17 protein-coding genes, 1 tRNA gene and 1 pseudogene are annotated in these 20,106 nt (G+C 38.2%); 5 read left to right on the top strand and 14 right to left on the bottom strand.

Translation table 11 applies throughout. The annotated features are described in order from the left end of the window. Window position 1: 1 nt before the first annotated feature. The 8 genes and pseudogenes from PP182_RS02745 to serS all read right to left on the bottom strand — a co-directional run bounded on the left by PP182_RS02745 (window position 2) and on the right by serS (window position 8,341). Window positions 2-943, bottom strand: a complete 942-nt coding sequence (locus PP182_RS02745; protein WP_272649983.1) for a 2-hydroxyacid dehydrogenase — start codon at window positions 941-943, stop codon at window positions 2-4. After that, window positions 940-1,512 (bottom strand): dienelactone hydrolase family protein, encoded by a 573-nt coding sequence (locus PP182_RS02740; protein WP_272649793.1) that lies wholly within the window; start codon window positions 1,510-1,512, stop codon window positions 940-942. The genes PP182_RS02745 and PP182_RS02740 overlap by 4 nt, the downstream gene beginning before the upstream one ends. Before the next feature lie 161 nt (window positions 1,513-1,673). Continuing rightward, window positions 1,674-2,039 carry a cupin domain-containing protein gene (locus PP182_RS02735; RefSeq protein ID WP_272649792.1) on the bottom strand — a complete coding sequence of 122 codons (366 nt, stop codon included), beginning with the start codon at window positions 2,037-2,039 and terminating at the stop codon, window positions 1,674-1,676. 53 nt (window positions 2,040-2,092) lie between these two features. Next, window positions 2,093-3,445 carry a magnesium transporter gene (gene mgtE, locus PP182_RS02730; protein ID WP_272649791.1) on the bottom strand — a complete coding sequence of 451 codons (1,353 nt, stop codon included), beginning with the start codon at window positions 3,443-3,445 and terminating at the stop codon, window positions 2,093-2,095. Further along, window positions 3,432-4,301 (bottom strand): annotated as a pseudogene (rsmA, locus tag PP182_RS02725) (16S rRNA (adenine(1518)-N(6)/adenine(1519)-N(6))-dimethyltransferase RsmA). The gene mgtE and the pseudogene rsmA overlap by 14 nt, the downstream one beginning before the upstream one ends. A 17-nt stretch (window positions 4,302-4,318) precedes the next feature. After that, a complete protein-coding gene (locus tag PP182_RS21010; RefSeq protein ID WP_330097970.1) occupies window positions 4,319-4,948 on the bottom strand; it encodes a DUF4286 family protein in 630 nt (209 codons plus the stop codon). Window positions 4,949-5,008: 60 nt separating this feature from the next. Beyond that, a complete protein-coding gene (locus PP182_RS02710; RefSeq protein ID WP_272649790.1) occupies window positions 5,009-6,793 on the bottom strand; it encodes a tetratricopeptide repeat protein in 1,785 nt (594 codons plus the stop codon). A gap of 276 nt (window positions 6,794-7,069) precedes the next feature. Next, window positions 7,070-8,341 (bottom strand): serine--tRNA ligase, encoded by a 1,272-nt coding sequence (serS, locus tag PP182_RS02705; protein ID WP_272649789.1) that lies wholly within the window; start codon window positions 8,339-8,341, stop codon window positions 7,070-7,072. Window positions 8,342-8,422: 81 nt separating this feature from the next. On the opposite strand from serS, the gene PP182_RS02700 reads away from it, so the two are divergent. Beyond that, window positions 8,423-8,803, top strand: coding sequence for a VOC family protein (locus tag PP182_RS02700; protein ID WP_272649788.1), 381 nt, complete (start codon window positions 8,423-8,425; stop codon window positions 8,801-8,803). On the opposite strand, the gene PP182_RS02695 is transcribed toward PP182_RS02700, so the two are convergent. Together PP182_RS02695 and PP182_RS02690 are read right to left on the bottom strand one after the other, a co-directional pair. After that, entirely contained in the window at window positions 8,800-10,119 is a 1,320-nt protein-coding gene (locus PP182_RS02695; RefSeq protein ID WP_272649787.1) for an HTTM domain-containing protein, read from the bottom strand. The two genes, PP182_RS02700 and PP182_RS02695, sit on opposite strands and share 4 nt — an antisense overlap. Next, window positions 10,119-11,048: a bifunctional riboflavin kinase/FAD synthetase gene (locus tag PP182_RS02690; RefSeq protein ID WP_272649786.1), complete on the bottom strand. Its 930-nt coding sequence runs from the start codon at window positions 11,046-11,048 to the stop codon at window positions 10,119-10,121. The genes PP182_RS02695 and PP182_RS02690 overlap by 1 nt, the downstream gene beginning before the upstream one ends. 53 nt (window positions 11,049-11,101) lie before the next feature. Between PP182_RS02690 and PP182_RS02685 the strand changes: the two genes are divergently transcribed. Together PP182_RS02685 and PP182_RS02680 are read left to right on the top strand one after the other, a co-directional pair. After that, a complete protein-coding gene (locus PP182_RS02685) occupies window positions 11,102-14,887 on the top strand; it encodes a reprolysin-like metallopeptidase (RefSeq protein WP_272649785.1) in 3,786 nt (1,261 codons plus the stop codon). Further along, window positions 14,884-15,567: a hypothetical protein gene (locus PP182_RS02680; RefSeq protein ID WP_272649784.1), complete on the top strand. Its 684-nt coding sequence runs from the start codon at window positions 14,884-14,886 to the stop codon at window positions 15,565-15,567. Before PP182_RS02685 ends, PP182_RS02680 begins: the two co-directional genes overlap by 4 nt. Window positions 15,568-15,572: 5 nt before the next feature. Here PP182_RS02680 and pth read toward each other — a convergent pair whose 3' ends face one another. From pth to PP182_RS02665, 3 genes are all read right to left on the bottom strand, one after another. After that, window positions 15,573-16,202 carry an aminoacyl-tRNA hydrolase gene (gene pth / locus PP182_RS02675; RefSeq protein WP_272649783.1) on the bottom strand — a complete coding sequence of 210 codons (630 nt, stop codon included), beginning with the start codon at window positions 16,200-16,202 and terminating at the stop codon, window positions 15,573-15,575. Between the two features lie 83 nt (window positions 16,203-16,285). Next, entirely contained in the window at window positions 16,286-16,939 is a 654-nt protein-coding gene (locus PP182_RS02670; protein ID WP_272649782.1) for a 50S ribosomal protein L25/general stress protein Ctc, read from the bottom strand. A 60-nt stretch (window positions 16,940-16,999) separates the two neighbouring features. Then, on the bottom strand, window positions 17,000-17,941 hold the full coding sequence (locus tag PP182_RS02665) for a ribose-phosphate pyrophosphokinase (RefSeq protein WP_272649781.1): 942 nt from the start codon (window positions 17,939-17,941) through the stop codon (window positions 17,000-17,002). Between the two features lie 164 nt (window positions 17,942-18,105). Here PP182_RS02665 and PP182_RS02660 point away from each other — a divergent pair. Both PP182_RS02660 and PP182_RS02655 read left to right on the top strand, forming a co-directional pair. After that, window positions 18,106-18,186 (top strand) — tRNA-Leu (locus tag PP182_RS02660). Between the two features lie 372 nt (window positions 18,187-18,558). Continuing rightward, a complete protein-coding gene (locus tag PP182_RS02655; RefSeq protein ID WP_272649780.1) occupies window positions 18,559-18,957 on the top strand; it encodes a response regulator in 399 nt (132 codons plus the stop codon). A 125-nt stretch (window positions 18,958-19,082) separates the two neighbouring features. Here the strand turns inward: PP182_RS02655 and PP182_RS02650 are convergent, their stop codons facing one another. Beyond that, window positions 19,083-20,102: a response regulator gene (locus PP182_RS02650; protein WP_272649779.1), complete on the bottom strand. Its 1,020-nt coding sequence runs from the start codon at window positions 20,100-20,102 to the stop codon at window positions 19,083-19,085. Between the last annotated feature and the right edge of the window lie 4 nt (window positions 20,103-20,106).

The raw sequence follows: 20,106 nt of genomic DNA, 5'->3' as shown, positions 1-20,106 counted from the left end.
GTTAGCAAAATTTGGATTTTATCTTATCCACTATTGTTTGTGCCAATTTGATTTTGCTTTCAACGGTCCATCCTGCAACATGTGGCGTAAGCAACACATTATCGGACCGAGTCAAATATTCAAAGGCTTCGGGAAGTCCGTTCCCTGTAAACATATTTTCAAAGGACGACTTTTCATACTCCAACACATCCAAGCCTGCTCCGAGCACTTTATTGGTTTTTAGAGCGGATACTAAGTCTTCTGTTTTTATACATTTTCCACGGGCCGTATTTATGATCCAGATATTCTTGTGAAACTTGTTTAGAAATTCCGAATCGATCATACCTATTGTAGATTCGGTTTGTGGTACATGTAAACTTAAAACATCCGTTTTTTGATGCAACTCCATAATACCCACCTGCCTAGCATTTTCATCTTCAACGCCGCCTTCAATATCATAGCAGATGACTTCATCGACATCAAAGCCTTTCAATTTTTTTGCAAATGCTTTACCCATGTTCCCATATCCAATGATACCCACAACTTTACCTTCAAGTTCAATACCCCTGTTTCCTTCTCTGTCCCATGTACCATTTTTTACTTCGCCATGGGCTTTGTTGAGTTTATTGAAAAGAGATAATAACATTCCCATGGCGTGTTCCCCCACGGCATTTCTGTTGCCTTCGGGAGCTGCAGCGAGAAAAATACCCAGCGATTTGGCATATTTGGTGTCAATATTTTCAAGCCCTGCCCCTAAACGTCCTATAAATTTTAAGTTTTTGGCTTTGTCCAAAAAAGAGGCATCTATGGAAAACCTACTTCGTATAATAAGTCCGTCATATTCTTCAATTTTTTCCTCTATTGCTTCTTTAGACGAGTTATAGTCTTCATCATTTTGAAAACCCAGCTCGTTAAACTGTTCTATAATTAGTGGGTGATTGGTGTCTACGTGTAAAACTTTCATTCTTCTTTCCATAAATTTTGTAACCATTTTTGTGCTTTTTTTAGTTCCGGCACATAGGAACAACCTTGAAAGTGGGAGCGTTCTTCAATGATAATATACCTAATATTACTCCCCGCTTCCTTAGTTTTTTCCACCCATTCCGATGTTTTTGTAACGCTAAAAAGCTCATCTTTACCCCCATGTATGACATAAAGTGGCGTGTTCAATTTTTTGTTGATCGGATATGAACTTGCCATAGGAATCGCGGCTGAAAAAAGTTCGGGATAATGTTCGGCAAAATACCAACTGCCATTACCGCCATTACTATAACCCGTTACCGCGATTTTGTTTGCGTCAACGTTCCAGTATTTAATGGCATTACCGACCAAATTCTTAACTTTATTTATATTATTCCCCGTATTCCAAAGTTGATTTTGTCCTTCAGGTGAAACAATTATGGTTTCCTCATCATCCAACCCGGGTAAGGCAAGACATTCAAAAAATGTTTTATAGGTGTCGCCTCCACCGGCCCAATGAAGGGCAATAATCAATCGGTATTTTTTATTGGAAACATTCGGAAAACTTATCATTACCGGATATTTATTTTTAAAATCGTTCGACAGTGTTGTACTTTGGATACCCGGCTTTTGCTTTATTTTTATAAATGATTTTTCAGACGGACTTAGTTTTTGAGCAATGCTTACTTGAAACAGAAGGCAAAAAATAACTATGAATATTAGGGCTGACCGACTCATATCTTAGGATATTCCGTTTGTGTGAGTTCGTGTTGTACGGCCCCTGTATGTGCCGTACTAAGCTTTTCAAAAAGTAATACATGAACTTCCTCACCATTTTTGGTCGACGGACAATGTTCTACCCCTTTCGGTACAACTATAATTTCACCTTCTTTTACAACTTCTGTCCTATCTCTAAATTTCATATAGAGGGTCCCTTTGAGCACTTGGAAAAGCTCATCTTCATTTTCATGGGCATGCCATACAAACTCATCCTTTATTTTTGCCAAGAGTACTTGCATGTCATCTACAACGGCAATTTGGTGGGGATGCCAATTTTTATCAAAGAGGGAATGCTTTTCCTTTAGGTTGATAGCTTTCATAGGGTGTTTTTATTGGTTTTCCAAGTGAAAAATGGAGTGACATTAACAAAGAATTAAATCCCAAGAACCACTCTGGCAATCATAAAGTAAATCAATATTCCAAAAATATCATTACTTGTGGTTATAAACGGGCCCGTGGCAATTGCAGGGTCTATACCTCTTTTGTGCAGGAACAACGGAATAAACGTACCGATAAAACCGGCGACTACAATAACTGCAATCAAGGATATGGAAATAGCAAGTGAAGAAAGGAAGGCTCCTTGCCATACCCAAGTGAATAATAATAAGATGGTTGCTAAAATTACGCCATTGAGCAGGGCCAAAAGCATTTCTTTAACAAGTCTATTGCCAATGCTTCCCTTTAAATCGTCATTGGCCAAACCCTGAACAATAATAGCGCTGGATTGTACTCCAACATTACCGGCCATGGCCGCAATCAAAGGTGTAAAAAAGAAAAGCACTGCGTGTTTGGCAATCATTTCTTCGAACCCACCCATAATGGCTGCAGCGCCCAATCCTCCAAAAAGACCAAGTATCAACCAGGGTAAACGCGCCCTGGTTAACTCCCATACACCATCATCCGCTTCAACATCCTGCGATATACCAGCCGCCATTTGGTAATCTTTGTCCGCTTCCTCTCGTATTACGTCTACAATATCGTCAATTGTAATACGTCCTACCAATCTGCCAATTTCATCCACAACAGGAATAGCCTCCAAATCATATTTGGACATAATTTTAGCGACTTCCTCCGGTTTTTCATTGACGTTTACGGAATCGACCTTGGCAATGAAAACGTCCTTTATATGAGTTTTTGTGGAGGTGGTCAATAAATCCTTCAGGGATAATCTACCAATAAGTTTATCCTCTTCATCTACGACATAAATGGAATGCACGCGGGTTACATTTTCAGCCTGGGCCCGCATTTCCTTAACGCAAGTTAACACGTTCCAGTTCTCCCTTACCTTGACCAATTCTTTGGCCATTAATCCACCTGCAGAGTTTTCATCGTAGCGTAACAGGTCTACAATGTCTTTGGCGTGCTCCCGATCTTCAATCTCAGAAATTACTTCTTGGACGATTTCTTGAGGAAGTTCGCCAACAATATCCGCAGCATCATCCGTATCCAATTCACCAAGCTCTCCCGCAATCTCTTTTGACGATAGATTACCCAGAATGGACTCCCTGACATTTTCATCCAATTCAGTTAGGACATCGGATGTTTTCTTGCTATCCAGTAGCTTAATTAGGTAGGTGGCTTCCTCTTCGTTAAGCTCATTTATTATTTCCGCGACATCGGCATAGTGAACATCGTCCAAAAGGGTTTTTAGATTGGTATCCCTTTGGTTTTCGATAAGCTCTTCTATCTGAGCTATAAGTTCTTCTGTTAATTTAAACGGTGTCATCTGCTATCTTCTTCGTCAACGCAATGAACTCGGAAACGGAAAGCTGTTCCGGACGCTAGTCAAATATAGCATCTTCTTTAAGATTATCGGAAAGTCCCAGTGTTTTTAAACTGTTACGAATCGTTTTTCTACGTTGATTGAAAGCTGTTTTTACCACAGTGAACAATAATTTTTCGTTGCAGTCCAAGTGGTAGTCATTTTTTCTAGTAAGATTCAGTACTCCGGATTGCACTTTTGGAGGTGGGTCAAACACCTGTGGGTGTACGGTAAAAAGATATTCCGCTTCGTAGAAAGCTTGGGTCAGAACAGATAAAATTCCATAGGTCTTGTTGCCTTCTTTTGCACAAATCCGCTGTGCCACTTCTTTTTGGAACATTCCTGAAAACTCGGGCACCTGATTTCGCATTTCCAACATTTTGAAAACAATCTGTGTTGAAATATTATATGGAAAGTTACCTGTAATCGCAAATTGATCATCTCCGAAAAGCGTATGGAGGTCGTAATTGAGAAAATCTGCCTCTATCACTTTAAAGGAACCTTTTCCTTGTAATACCTTTGGGTGCTCTAGGGCAAAACTATGGTTTAAATAGATAATGGAATCGGCATCCAAATCCATTGCAACCAAATCGATACCCTCCTTTAATAGATATTTAGTGAGTACCCCGGTACCGGGACCTATTTCTATAACATTCCTGTAGCCTTTAAGGGAAAGTGTCCCCGCTATTTTTTTTGCTATTTCTTCGTCCTTAAGAAAGTGTTGCCCAAGGTATTTTTTCGCTTTTACAGGACTGTTTCCCTTGGATTCGTATCCGTTCCCATAACGCTCAGTTTTTTTCTTTTTTCTCTTTCTTCCCATATCACCATTTTAAGCGATTACTTTGCCAGATATGTCCATGCCTTTCTGCCAGAACTTAAAATGACCTCTATTCTATTATAAGCTTCACCTTCATAAAAATCTGCCTTTTTCAGCTCTTCGTCTGTAAGAATATATACTTTTCCGGAAATTTGATCTTGTGTGTTTTCCGTAAGTTCCAAAGTGGGGTAGCGCCCCGCTACTTTATGGTCAGAAATTCTATGACCATGCAAAGTATCATCAAAGCCTCCCAGTAATCTTGAAAAAACACCTAATTGTATCTCTTTTTCTTGAAGCGTACCATAGGTAAACAAATGATGGGTCGCAGAATTTTGATGTACATAAAATTCATCGATTACTTCCAACTCTGTCCTAAAAGAAATTAATTGATCAGCGAACAGTCGTAATCCTTCCTTCCTTAGTTGCGGTGCGTCCTCTTTATAATACCTTTCAAGTATTTTTTTATTTGCTACCGTGTACTGCACGGAATAGGTTTGCCCGGTACCTTCTTCTGAAACTACTTTGGTCATCTTTGCACCTAAAAATTTGCCCGTAGCTAGTACTTGTGGGATATGAACGGTTTTCATCCAGTATACCCATTTAGTATGTGCCTTATCCTCTATATTGCTGGTTACGTTATATATGTACATGATAAATTGAAGTCCTAAAAATCTTTATGGAAGTTTAATTTTTAATTTGATCAAGAAGCATTAATTGATTGCGTCTCCTCTTAATATTCTAAAATTCTTTCTGGCCTGCGGAAAATAGTAGCTGTCCTGATAATCGTAGATAATACGTTCATAATGGGCCTTCGCTTTTTCGGGTTGGTCTAAAATATTCCTATATAATTCTCCAAGAGCAAAGTAAGCATCATCGGCCAATATGCCATTACCATAGAATTCTATAATCTTTTGATAGTTAAGTTCCGCGGCTTCGTATTTTTTTTGAGATTCTAATAACTGCGCTTGTTTTAGTAACGCCTCATCCTCAATTTTTTCGCCTTTATGGTTTTCTAGGATATCGTTCAAACCTTCAATGGCCTCATCCGTTTTGTTCTGATAAGCCAAAAAGTCTGCCCGTGCATACTTCTTTAAAGCCGTTTGAGTGGAGTCTTCCAATGAATTATCCGATATTAAAAGACTTAACTGCATAGCATCGTTGGCAATTAATTGAGATGTTGATCCCCTAAGCACTTTAAGCTGGGTTAGCGCCCAGTCAAAATCACCTTTGTAAAAACTGGTTTCCGCTACTTTGTAACGGGCATTTTGACCCATAACATCGTTTTTTAATTTATCCTGTACCTGTGAAAAATAAATAAGGGCTTCATTGAAGCGTTTGTCATAGACCAAAATATCGCCGAGCGCCAACTTTATGTAAGCTTTACTTCTTTCGTTCAAAGGAAGTTCCAGACTGTTTTTCAAGATGTCTATAGCAGGACTAGGGTCATTTCTCTTAAACGTGAGAAAATTGGCATAGGCAACCTGTAGTTGAAGGGTCTGGGATTGATAACCATACTTGTCAATTAGTCCTTCATACTGTTTTTGTATGTTATCCAATTGATTTTTGCCGGTCTCCTCCAAAGCTATATCGATTAGATGAAGTTCGGCGTTCAACTGGGTTATTGGGTCACTGGATTCCTTTTTTATATATTCAAAGATATCTTTGGCAATCGAATTTTCATTTTCCTCGAGGGCCATGGCACCGAGATTTTCCAATCTTCCGGTTGTACTTCCTTCCATACGTTTGTAAATGGCCTTTTCTTGCCTTAAAGCACTGCTAAATTGCTTTTGCTTAACGAACAGCCAGCTCAATAATTCGTTCCAAAGAATATCCGGATTTTTTTGTGCCCTTTGGAGTAGGGTCATTCTAAGCGTTTGATTATTTACATCTTCCGGGTCGTTAGTAACGAAGTCATCAATACTTCTTAAAATATTGGATTTTGATGTTTTGTTATTTGCCAAAAGTTCCAAGTAAGCATTGTACATACGTTCAATATCCCCTTGTTCGCCATAGATTCTTGCCAGTTGGTAATTATAATCCAAAGCAGGATTGAGCTCCATTGATTTTTGATACGCCAATATTGCTCTATCCAACAGACTATATTTTTGAAATTGATAGCCTAACGCATATCCATAATTAGGGTTCTGCGCTATATACTCCAAAGCTTCGTCATAATATTCACTGGCTTTTTCCGGTAAATCTTGTAATGAATAGTTATAGCCCATTTCAATCAACAAGGTTGGATGCGGGTTACGTTGATTTAGCTGATTCCTTAAATAATTTTCTGCATCCTCGTAACGTTCTAATTGTTGATAGCAGGCGATTAATCCCTGTAGAAAATCTGTCCTTCTTGGACTTTTTTTTGCTAGTTTTTCGTAAAAAACCACTGCTTTTTCAAAATCGCCATCGGCAAAATACTGTTTGGCCAAAAAATCTTCTTGGGCACTTATTGTTAATGAGAATAGTAGAAATGTAAAAAGTCCAAGAAACTTCATAATTGAAATTTATCAAATTTACGGAAGCTGACTAAAAGAATCTGTTAAGTGAAGCATAATTAGGTCAATGGTCTAAATTGTATTTGACAATTGTGCAGCAAAACACACAGTTATTCAAACCCACTGGCCAATGCTTAGGCACGTCAGCGCTTTAAAAAAGTACTTCCTGAGATTATAAAGGTTAGCACAGATGGTGAATTCATATGTGCTTTACGCAGGGTCCAAATGGGATATCAATGGGAATCCTATACAATGAAAAATAACAACCTGTAACTATTAATCGATAGTATCAAATCCGCAATAAGGTATAAGAACTTTTGGGATTTTGATTCCGTTGTTGGTTTGATTATTCTCCAGAATTCCTGCCAATACTCGCGGTAAGGCCAATGAACTACCGTTCAGTGTATGTGCCAACTGACTTTTTCCGTTTTCGTCCTTGTACCTAAGTTTTAACCGATTGGCTTGGTAGGTTTCAAAATTGGAAACGGAGCTTATTTCCAACCATCGGTCCTGTGCGGTAGAGAACACTTCAAAATCATAGGTAAGTGCAGCCGTAAAACCTAAATCACCCCCACATAACCGTAAGATGCGGTAGGGCAATTCTAGCTCTCGTAGAATATTTTTTACATGTTCTACCATACCATCTAGTGCCTCATAGGATTTAGAAGGATGTTCAACACGTACAATTTCGACCTTATCAAATTGGTGAAGTCGGTTAAGCCCACGTACATGTGCGCCATAACTACCAGCTTCCCTTCTAAAACATGGAGTGTACCCCGTATATTTAACTGGGAAATCACTTTCCTGCAGTATGGTGTCCCTTAGAATATTGGTTACAGGAACTTCCGCCGTAGGAATTAAATAAAGATCATCAGCGGTGACGTGGTACATTTGACCTTCTTTATCCGGTAATTGTCCCGTTCCAAAGCCAGATGCCTCATTGACCAAATGGGGTACTTGCATTTCGGTGTAACCGGCAGCCGTGTTTTTATCCAAAAAATAGGAAATTAAAGCTCGCTGCAAACGAGCTCCCTTTCCCTTGTAAACGGGAAACCCGGCACCCGCAATTTTAACTCCAAGCTCAAAATCGATAATATCATATTTCTTGGCAAGTTCCCAATGAGGAAGTGCATTCTCCACCAATTCAGGAATATCCCCTTCCTTAAAAACCTCTTCATTGTCCTCTTCGGAACTACCTGCCGGAACCAAATTATTAGGGATATTGGGTATTTGATATAAAAGGGATTGTAGTTCTTCTGCGGTATTGGTTAGATCGTCTCCTAATTGCTTGGATTCGTCCTTAAGAGTAGCTGTTTTTTCCTTTAGGGCGTTCGCCTCCTGTGCTTTACCTGACTTGTAAAGCATACCTATTTCCTTGGAAAGTTTGTTGGACTCTGCCAATACATTATCCAATCGAGTTTGTACAGCTCTTCTTTTTTCATCTAAAAGAAGTACACCGTTCAACATGGATTCAGCATCAATATTACGCTTTTTTAGTGCGTCAATAACCTTCGCTTTCTCTTCTCTAATTACCTGTAATTGTAGCATTAATCCATATAATTTGGCTGCAAATTTAAGCTAAACTTATCACTTAAAAGGCATATTTTTAACCCCAAAATATAAAGGCCTATGGTTTTTGAACATTTTGCGTTGAACGTTAAGGAAATTGATAAGGTGGTTCATTGGTATTGTAAGCATTTAAACTTGAAGGTGGTAAGTAAGCAAAAGGAAGCGCCGTTTATGACCTTTTTAGCCGATAGTAAAGGAAGGGTGTTTTTGGAACTATATAGTAGGGAGGATGCCAAAAGCAAGGATTTTAGGGATGAACATCCATTGACTTTTCACCTTGCTTTTGAATCTGGTGATGCCGAAAAGGACAAAATTAGATTGGTTGCCAATGACGCTACTTTTGTTGAAGAAATTTACAAAGACGACGGTAGTCATTTAGTAATGTTAAGAGACCCATGGGGTATGCCATTGCAATTGTGTCAAAGGACTACAAAGTTTTAATCTTCTAGTCTCGAGTGAAAAATCCAAGCGCTATGTTTAAAAGGTTTCCAAGGAATATTGGCTAAATCTACCTTTGGGTCAATAAACGGAGCCGGGGGGTGTCCATTAATACGTACTTTGGAATTAATAAGATAGACGGAAAGGCTTTTGCTCTCCTGAGATAAATCACGTTTAAGGTATTGTGCAAACTGCCAGGCAAAATCAGGATAGGAGAGTACTTTTCTTTGTTGTCCCTTATTTAGGTATTTTTCTATATCGATATATAGTTCTTTGCCATTCTCCCGCACTACTTTAAATTGACCTGAACCACTTCTCGACCTAAGCATCATGCGCCAGCTCATTCTATGACCTTCTTCTGTCCAAAGTACATCATCCTTCAAAAAGTGATGTCTTACCGGGAGTATAAGTTGAATCAGGAAAAATATTCCAAACCCGATAAGAAACGCAGTTTTATATTTTGGAATCGCTATTTTGAGTATTTGATAGGGTGTTTTTTTCTTAAAGAATAGTTTTCGAATTGTTTCTGGCTCAAAAAAGAAAACACTGAATGCAAGAGAGAGATACGGAAAAATTCCTATTTGAAATATAAATGAATTGAAGAGGTGAAAAAAAATGGAAGCGACAAAAGCAAATTTTCTAGTCGGTTTCCAGAGTAAGGCCGGCACAATGAGCAAATCGAAAATAATCCCAGCCGATCCAATTATTTTATGGACCCATGGTTGTTGTAATAGCTCCCCCACCAGAAAATAATCGGATTTGGGTTGCATTAACAACTTGATCATACCAAAATCCAACCAATCGCCGTATAGTTTTGCTATAGAAGCATACGTATACACAATAAGCAATTGGAGTACAATCACCCACTTAATATAGCTATACATAAAATTTGCCTTTTGCGTTTTCCCCAAGCGATTATCCAAAGCATAGGCGGTATTTGCCGGAAAAAAGCACATAAAAAAGGAAATAAGGATGAGTAGGTAATAGTGATTATTGTATGCTGTCTTTTGCATTAAATAACTTCCTGTCCAAAGCAATGTAAAGGTTATAATCGAAAATCGATATTTATAGCCCAGGGCAATAGTGATGCCCAAAAGACCCATAATTGAAAAATAAACATACATTCCAGGCCCTGTAAGGGATTCTAACCAAGCAAAGTCAATAAATGGGAATGTATAGGTGGGTTCTATAAGGTTTCTTTTTAACCACCCTGTGGCAATGGCTCCAAAACATTCCAAAGCAACAAGTATCCCGAAGAAAATACGAAAAATGATGAGCGGGCTGTTGTCAATTCTCCGAAATAACAACGTGTTGACCATTACATTTTTGATATGAAATTAAGGGATTTTTCTCTGTCCATTGCCAATTGATTTTTTAAGTCTTCCAACGATTCGAATTTCTGCTCGTCCCTAAGCCTTGACAATAGATCAATTTGAAGCTTTTTCCCATAAAGATTTTCATCAAAATCAAAGAAATGAACCTCTATAGTTTTTTTCGTTCCATCTACAGTGGGGTTGTAGCCTATATTCATCATACCATAAACTACATTTTCATTAATAATACTACTTACAATATAAGATCCATTTTTTGGAATGAGCTTATAGGACTCTTCAATGGCGATGTTCGCTGTAGGAAACTGTATCTGCCTACCCAATCCTTTACCTTTTTTTATGGTCCCGGTTAACATATAATTGTATCCCAGATAGGAATTGGCAGTTTCAACATCCCCTTCTTCCAGGGCTTTTCTGATTTTAGTAGAACTTACGGAAACATCGTCGATTTCCTGTGCTGGAATTTCTTCAACTGAAAAATCCAAGGTATTTCCAAAGGCAATTAAGTCAGAAATGTTTGCGTTTCTGTTTCTACCAAATCTGTGGTCGTATCCTATGATAATTTTCTTTGATTTTAATGTATTGACCAAAAGGTCCCGAACAAACTCGGTTGCAGAAAGTCTGGAGAATTCCTTGGTAAATGGATGTACAACCAATAAATCTAAACCCATTTGCTCCAATATGGCTTTCTTTTCCTCTATGGTGTTAAGGAGTTTTATGTCGGTATCCTTTTGGAGTACCATACGTGGATGAGGAAAAAAAGTAAGGACAGCGGATTTGAGATTTGAATTCTTGGCGTGATTTATGACTTTTTCCAATATTTTCCGGTGTCCAATATGCACTCCATCAAAGGTACCAATGGTAATGGCAACGGGATGTTGTTCGTCGTATTTGGAAATGCTTTGGACTGTAATCAACTGTGCTAGAAAATAAAAAGAACTATATTTGATTTGGAGATAAAAGCCTCTCAATGATTGCTAAATTACGTCTTGTTTTTTCAATTACCATAGCATTTCTTTCCTTTTATGGGTTTGCGCAGACCAAATACTGGCAAAGTGTTGGGCTTAGTACCCTGGATCGCCAAACCACCTTAAGACAATTGGATTTGCAAGATGCCCGGGCCTTTAGCTTAGACGAAAATGCTTTAAAAGCAGCCCTTTCACGGGTTTCCATTAGTAACAAGACTTCGAAAATTGTCTATTTTCCGGATGAGGATGGTGCTCAGATTGCATACCGTGTTGAGGAGTCCAAATTATTTGCGCCAGAGCTTTCAAAAAAATATCCGAATATAAAATCGTATCGAGGTAGAAGTTTAGGTCCACATCAGAAAACAATATTTTTTAGTGTTTCACCCAAAGGTGTACAGACGATGGTGCTGGACCCTACCAAGCAAGGCACGGTTTTTATGGAAAAAGGAGTGAGCGGAGATTATTTGGTATATAATGGTAAGGATCATAATACTAAAAAATTAGATTTCATTTGTAAAACCAATCCACAGGCCTCAGCACCACAAACTATCCCTTCAACTGCAAAATTAGTGGACGACCAAAGCCTAAGAAAATTTAGAGTAGCTATTGCTGCTTCTGGAGAATACACTCTATTTCATGGGGGAACCATCGCTGATGCACTTGCTGCAATAAATGCCACGCTAACCAGGGTAAACGGTGTTTTTGAAAGGGACCTCGGGGTAACCTTGGAGTTAATTGCGACCACAGATCAAGTTATTTACACTTCTCCGGATACAGATCCATTCTCCGGGGGGCTGAGTTCACAAACTCAAAACACATTGACCAATGTTATAGGAGAAGAGAATTATGATATCGGTCACTTGTTTAATCAAGAAGATAATACTTTGGATGGGAACTCTGGTTTTATTGGTTCTGTTTGTCAGGATAATAAAAAGGGAAGTGCTTACACAACTTTATCATCTCCTCAAGGAGATCAATTCGATATTGACCTAGTAGCTCATGAAATGGGACATCAATTTGGTGCTAACCATACTTTCTCTCATTTATCGGAAGGCACCTTGGTCCAAGTAGAACCAGGAAGTGGAACTACGATAATGGGATACGCAGGAATTACTGGGGCTAATGATGTTGCCCCTAATTCCGATGATTATTTTCATTACGTGAGTATTGTGCAAATTCGTGACTATTTGCAGACGATAAGTTGTGGCGAAACTATAGTTTTAACCAATAATGCTCCAATATTAAACCCGGTTAATAACTATACCATACCTGTGGGAACGGCTTTTGTTCTACAAGGGGATGCAACCGATCCGGATACTACAGATGTGTTGACTTACGATTGGGAACAGATAGACAATGGAATTGTGACACAGGCGACTTTTGGCCCAAATAACCCTACTGGAGCTATGTTCCGTTCGTTACCGCCTTCCATTTCACCTGAACGTTATTTTCCAAGGTTAAGTCGAGTCATTTCTGGGAATCTCACACAATCCACACCTGTTGAAGGTGGCGTATGGGAAACGGTTTCCAATGTACAACGAGATTTAAATTTTTCGTTAACGGTACGTGATAACGTTTTAAATGGTGGGCAATCAGCTTCGGATGAGGTCACGGTAACGGTTACAAATGAGGCTGGACCTTTTGCGGTAACCTCTCAAGATACTGAGGCTACTTTTACTGCAGGTGAAGCGGAGACTATTACTTGGGATGTAGCAAACACCAACTTGCTTCCCATAGCATCCGAAACGGTGGATATTTTTCTTTCTGTTGATGGTGGAATAACTTTCCCTAATTTGATTGCCCAAAATGTTGTTAATGATGGAAGTCATGCCGTTGTTATCCCAGGGGGATTTAGTACGGATTCTGGAAGATTCATGATAAAGGCATCGGATAATGTTTTCTTTGCTGTAAATACTACGGATTTTTCCATTGAGGAATCAGAAGTGGTGTTGAATTTTGACGATTTAAACTATGAGATATGTAAACCGAACGATCTGGTTGTTAACTTCAACTATGAGACGTATTTGGATTTTACGGAACAGAGTACACTTAGCGCTGCTGGGCTTCCATTAGGCTTAACGGCTGTTTTTTCGCAGGATACGGTTTCCGTTTCCAACACACCTATAGCTATTACTTTTTCAGGTACGGAAAATTTAGCTATTGGCAGCTATTCTATAGATGTGGTTGCTACTTCGATATCCTCAACTAAGAGTGTTACTTTACAGCTCAACGTCTTTGATACCAATTTTTCTGAAGTTGTTCTTACAAACCCTACGGATGGAAGTTTGGATGTGTCCAAGGATGTCCTATTGGAATGGGAGGGCGATTTGGTAAGTACCTCATATGACGTTGAAATTGCCACTGATACCAATTTCATGGATATCGTTGAGTCCAATACTGTAGACAGCAATTCGTATTCACCGGCCAACTTATCGAATGAGACACAATATTTTTGGAGAGTAAAACCCTTAAATAGTTGTGGAGAGGGCACATTTGGGGTACCTTTTAGTTTTACAACAATCCAGTTTAATTGTACCAACAAGGCAAGTAGCAACCTGCCCGTTTCAATTTCACCTGTGGGTACACCCACCATCACTTCGAAGATTTTCTTTTATCAGGATTTGAACTTGGCGGATATTAATGTGAATTTAGATGTTGAACATACCTACTTGTCGGATTTAGTTATCAGCCTAACATCGCCAGCCGGAACAACGGTGGTGCTGGTTTCAAGCGCCTGTGGGGATAACTCCGATATTAATGCAATATTCGATGATGAAGCGGCCGAAACGTTTACATGTTCAGGAACACCGGCAATTACCGGCACGGTAAGACCTATAGGGACTTTAAGTTCATTTTATGGGGAGTCAATTTTAGGGGAGTGGACTTTGGAAATACAGGATAATGCCGCCTCTGATGGTGGAAGGTTAAATAATTTTTCTTTAGAAGTTTGTGTAGAGGGCGATTTTAGGCCGGATGATGATCAGGACGGTGTTTTTGATGATGGGGAGGATTTATGCCTTAATACGCCTTTGGGACAGGAAGTTGATGAATTTGGTTGTGCCATTTATAGATTTTCACAGGAGAATTTCAATGTAAGTCTAGAGAGTGAAACCTGTAGGGACAAGGACGATGGTTCCATTAGAATTGTGCCAAAAGTATTCTTGGATTATGAGATTACCGTAAATGGAAATGGCACAAATGTTACTGACAATTTCACAAATAGTTTCAATTTAACGGGTTTAAGCGCGGGTATATATTCTATTTGTATTAATGGAACAGACGGGACTATCACCTACGAACCCTTTTGTTTGGAGGTGGTTATATCGGAGCCTGAGCCCCTTAATGTAACTTCAAAGGTCTCTTTGCAGTCCTCCCAGGTTCAAGTTGACATGGAAGGCGCCAAAGGATATTATGTGGAACTCAATGGTAATACCATTTACACGGGAGATCATAAAATAATATTGGATTTATCTTCGGGTATTAACTTCTTAAAAGTGTATACAGATATTCCCTGTCAAGGAATTTATGAAGAGGAAATTATCCTTTCAAACGGTCCGGTAGTCTTTCCAAACCCCTTTGTGGATATCATACAACTTTATTTTGATACTCCAACACAAAAGGCATCCGTTAGTCTATTTAGTTCCGATGGTAGATTACTTAAAACAGATAAAATAGAAGATGATTTAATTTCCAAGGAATATAATTTAAGTATGTTGTCAACTGGAATGTATTATCTTCAGTTTACTAACAAAGGAGTAAGGAAAACAACTAAGATTATAAAAAGATGATGCGCACCGTAGTACTTTTTATTTGCTTTTTTGCAGTATTTGGTTGTAAAAAAAAGGACGACCCAAAACCTCCCGAACAAGCACAATTGTTGTTTCCGGATAAGAATTCTGAATGTACAACGGGTGTGGATCAAGATGCCACTACCAGTAGAGTAACCTTTAGATGGCAGAGGTCCGATAATACGGATAGTTATGAATTAAGGGTTACCAATATAAATACGAATACCGTACAGACCATTTCAACGCCAAATACGACCTCTAGTTTACCACTATTAAAAGGCCAGCCCTATTCTTGGTTGGTCCGATCTAGAAACAATCAGGTAGACAATACTATTTCAAGTGAAACATGGAGTTTTTATAATTCTGGATCAAGAACGACTTTTGCCCCATTTCCAGCTGAAATCCTTACTCCGAATATGTCCGAAAAAGTCTTTAAGGACATCAATAACGAGGTTACCTTATCTTGGTCTGCTTCGGATTTGGATAATGATATTGAAAGTATCGAAGTCTATTTTTCGGAACAAAATCCACCCACGGATTTGGAGGCTACCCTATCCAATAGTTCTTCCTCCTTAAAAGTTTCGGTCGTATCCGGTACAACGTATTACTGGAACGTAATTACCAAGGATGCAGAAGGTAATGCAACAAATTCCGGCGTTTATACCTTTAGTGTGCTATAATTTGTTTAAGTACCATTAAATTGGTTCATGGTACGGGCCACTCCAGATAGTACAAATGATTCTATAATTTCAACAGATTTTTCAAGGCGCCCCTTTAATTTGGAATTTTCCTCCTCATTCCACGTTCCCAATACATATTCTACTTGTCTTCCCTTACCAAAATCAGCACCAACACCAAACCTGAACCTGTTATATTGGGTAGTTTGCAATACGTGTTGGATGTCCTTTAGCCCATTGTGGCCTCCATGGCTTCCTTTGGTCTTTACCCTTAAAGTTCCATAAGGAAGATTAATATCATCGGTAATAACTAGTAGATTTTGAACAGGGATTTTTTCTTTTTCCAGCCAATAGCGAACAGCCTTTCCGCTCAAATTCATATAGGTTGATGGTTTAAGGCAGACAATACTGCGTCCTTTTAGTTTGTGGATTGCTACCTCGCCCAGTTTTTGGGTTTTAAAATCCAGTGCTCTTTGATCTGCTAAGGCATCCAGAATTTTAAAACCGATATTGTGTCGCGTCTCGGCATATTCATCTCCGATATTACCCAAACCGACTATTAAATATTTCTTCATAGGGTCAACCTCTTCTAAAATGGGTTCTTCAAAACCCAGTAAATTTTTCAGAAATTTAAACATACTACAAACAGCAACGATTCCTTAAAAATACAAAAGCACCCCGATAATTAAACCGGAGTGCTTTTTCCTTTAATTTCCCAGAACTATTCTTGAGCCGCTTCTTCAGCCGGTGCCTCCGCTCCTTCTGAACTAGCTTCTGCCCCTTCTTCTCCTTCCAGACCTTCTTCATCTTCCTCATCCGTAACAATTGCGGCACGAGCTGTTTTAACTTGTACTACTGCTGTAGAGTCGGGATGCAAAATAGTAAAATCATCATTCAATAAACTTTCAACTGCGATATTCTGTCCAATTTTAAGTTTAGAAATATCCACGTCAAAGAAATCCGGTAATTTATCCGGTAATGCTTTGATAGCCAATTTTCTTTTTCTGAACAATAGACGTCCACCGTTTCTAACTCCGGGAGAGTTCCCTTGCAACCGAACAGGAATGTTCATGGTTACCGGTTTGTCCTCAAATAATTGATAGAAATCGATGTGCAAAATGTTATCCGTTACAGGGTGAAACTGAATATCCTGCATAACGGCTCTTACCTTAGTTCCATTGTCCAATTCAATTGCAACTGTATGTGCATTTGGAGTGTAAACCAAGTCTCTGAACGCTAGTTCATCTGCTGAAAAGTGCAATGGCTTATCCCCTCCGTATACTACGCAAGGTACCTTTCCAGCATTACGTAGGGCCTTTGTTGACTTTTTGCCCACGCTTTCTCTTTCTGATCCTTTAATTGTAATTGACTTCATTGTATATATTAAAAATTAATAATTCAAAATTGCCATTTCTCCTTTGTGTCAATGCTTTACCTACATTAAAAATTTGGAGGATATGGAGTTGTTATTGTGTACTTTATGCATTACATCCGCAAACAGATCTGCACAGCTAAGTACTCGTACTTTATCGCTTTTTATCTCTATAGGAATGGAATCTGTAATGATTAATTCCGTTAATTGAGAATCTTCTATTTTTTCATAAGCATCCCCCGATAACAATCCATGGGTCGCTATGGCCCTTACACTGATTGCCCCTCTTTCCATCATTAGGTCCGCAGCCTTTGTCAAGGTACCGGCGGTATCTACCATATCATCTACCAACACTACATTTTTTCCTTGAACATCACCAATGAGCTCCATGTGGGAAATAATATTGGCTTTAGCTCGCTGTTTATAGCAGACTACCACATCACTATCCAGTGCTTTCGAATAGGCATATGCTCGTTTTGACCCTCCCATATCCGGTGAGGCAATGGTTAAATTGTCCAATCCAAGATTTCTTAAATAGGGAAGAAACAGGGTTGAGGCAAACAAGTGGTCGACAGGTTTTTCAAAAAAGCCTTGAATCTGGTCCGCATGTAAATCCATGGTGATGATTCTCGTTGCACCTGCGGTTTCCAACATTTTAGCAACCAATTTGGCGGCAATGGGAACCCTAGGTTTGTCTTTTCTGTCTTGTCTTGCCCAACCAAAATAAGGCATAACCGCAGTAATATGACGGGCAGAGGCTCTTTTGGCACCATCAATCATCAACAACATTTCCATCAGGTTTTCCGGACCGGGGTGCGTAGAACCAATAATAAATATTCTTGCACCTCTTATAGACTCTTCAAAAGAAGGTTGAAATTCCCCATCACTGTAACGGGAAAATATGACATTGCCCAAATCCACACCGTATGCTTTTGCAATTTTCTTACCTAAAATCGTACTTTGGGTACAGGCAAAAAATTTAGGTTCTGGAACTCTATATGGCATGACTTGTCTTGTTGTATCATTATCCCCGAAAAGAAAAACTTGGAAGTCCCTGTTTTCTAAGGAGGTGCAAATTTAGAAATTAATTTGTCTTGCTAAAGTATTATTGTTTAAATTTTTGATGTGGTAAAGAAAATATTTTTTAGTTTTGCAGTCCTATTTTATAAGCTCGAGTGGCGGAACTGGTAGACGCGCTGGATTCAAAATCCAGTTCCTTTGGAGTGTGGGTTCGATTCCCACCTCGAGTACTTAAGGCCTCAACAGAAATGTTGAGGCCTTTTTTGTTGCTCAGGTACAACATGTGCACATTTAACTTTTGTTCGTAGATCACGCTCATTAATATTCATAATTTGGAGGCTTTTGGCACATAAAACCCTTCATTACGTAGAAAAGAAATTTAAGCTTTTCAATTTTTTTGACAAACTTAATTGGAAAGAATTCCGCTAAACACTTTCATGATTGAGTAAGGGCAGCATCAATATTTAGAACATGGCTATGATTAAATTATGACATCGGATTCTAGGCATTTCATATACTTAAATGAAAGATTCACAACAAAAACTGGCAATGCAATTCAATAGTATTAACTTTAAATAAAAGGGAAGTTAAAGATAGGAATTATGTATTCTAAAATCTACTTGATTGATGACGTGGAATTGGTAAATCTAATGCATCTTATGATGCTTAAAAAGTTGGGATTGGAGGATATGGTCGTCTCATTTACTAATCCAGTAAAAGCTTTGAATCATTTACGAATACATGAAAAAGGTGAGAACCCAATTCTAGTTCTTTTGGACATTAATATGCCAGAAATTAATGGTTTCCAGTTCCTAGAATGTATGGTTTTGGAAAAATTTACCACCAATATAGATGTTGTTATTGTAACTTCTTCTATAAACAAAAAGGATAAGGCAATAGCCAAAACCTTTCCACAATATATTATGGATTTTGTAACTAAACCATTAAAAATAGAAAAAATAGAGGAACTGCTGCAAAACCCTATTAAAAGAGCTCTTTGAACGTTTATTCCATTTAAGAAGAAACAAGATGAGTTTACCCAAATCTAAAATAGAAAAATAATAATTCTACCAAATATTTCCATGGCAATCATACCTAATCTTTAAAAGATATGTAAGCGGTACTTTTAATCCTTAAAATTTAATGTTTGGGTTTGCTCTACAATGGTATGTATTATTTCATCCAATTCTTTTGAAGATATTTTTAGTTTTTTCAGCCAAAATGGTAATTCTTCCATTTCTAAATCTATATTCTCAATCACCTCGATAATACCTAAAATTCTTGCTAGTGGTGCCCGTACTTCATGAGATTGTGTCCAAGCTATATTCATTAGTTTTTCATTTTGGATTTCTATGGTCTTTATATGATTCAATTTTTCAGTTACATCATTGGATTGAACGATGATTCTCTCCATACCGTCTGTTTCTCCTTTAACTTTTTTGCAATAAAAATCAACTTTTATTTGTTCACCACTCTTTAAACAATGGGTAAAATTATTGTTTACTACTTCTAAATGATGATTTGAGAGGCGTTTCGATATGTTTTCGGACTCCTCTTTTGGATGTAATTCGAAATAGGACTTTTTCTTATACTCCTTTAAAGTATATCCATACTTTTCAATTGCCGATAAATTTGCGTTTAAAATTGTATAATCATCTGCATTTAAAAGCCACATAGGTTGGGGACTGAAATTGAAAAGATTTTCAAAGTTTGAACGTTCACTTTCAATTTGCGAAATGAATTGTCTCCTGTTTATCGCAAAATCTATGCTTTTATGTAGCAAATTTGGATTTAACTCATCTTTCACCAAAAAATCATACACACCCAATTGAAGGCTTAATTGAGCAATAGACACATCTGAATAACCTGTTAAGATTAGTATGGGAATATCGTTTGCAGCGTCAAGAACTTTTTTTATAAGATCTAGACCGTTCCCATCATGTAAATGTGTATCTAAAAGAATAGCAGAAAGGGTTGATTTATTTTGTTTAATAGCTAAAACTGTTTCCTTAAAATCCTTGCTGCGTTTAAGCGCTATATTCTTGAATTTTTCATGCAAATAATCTTCAACAAGTATAAAGTCACCATCATTATCTTCAACCACTAACACGGTGATTGGTTCATTGTGTTTAAAAACGTTATGCATTTTC

This window comes from Maribacter sp. PR1, from assembly GCF_028464145.1.
Lineage (GTDB): Bacteria > Bacteroidota > Bacteroidia > Flavobacteriales > Flavobacteriaceae > Maribacter.
This window is presented reverse-complemented; position numbering and strand designations above follow the sequence as displayed.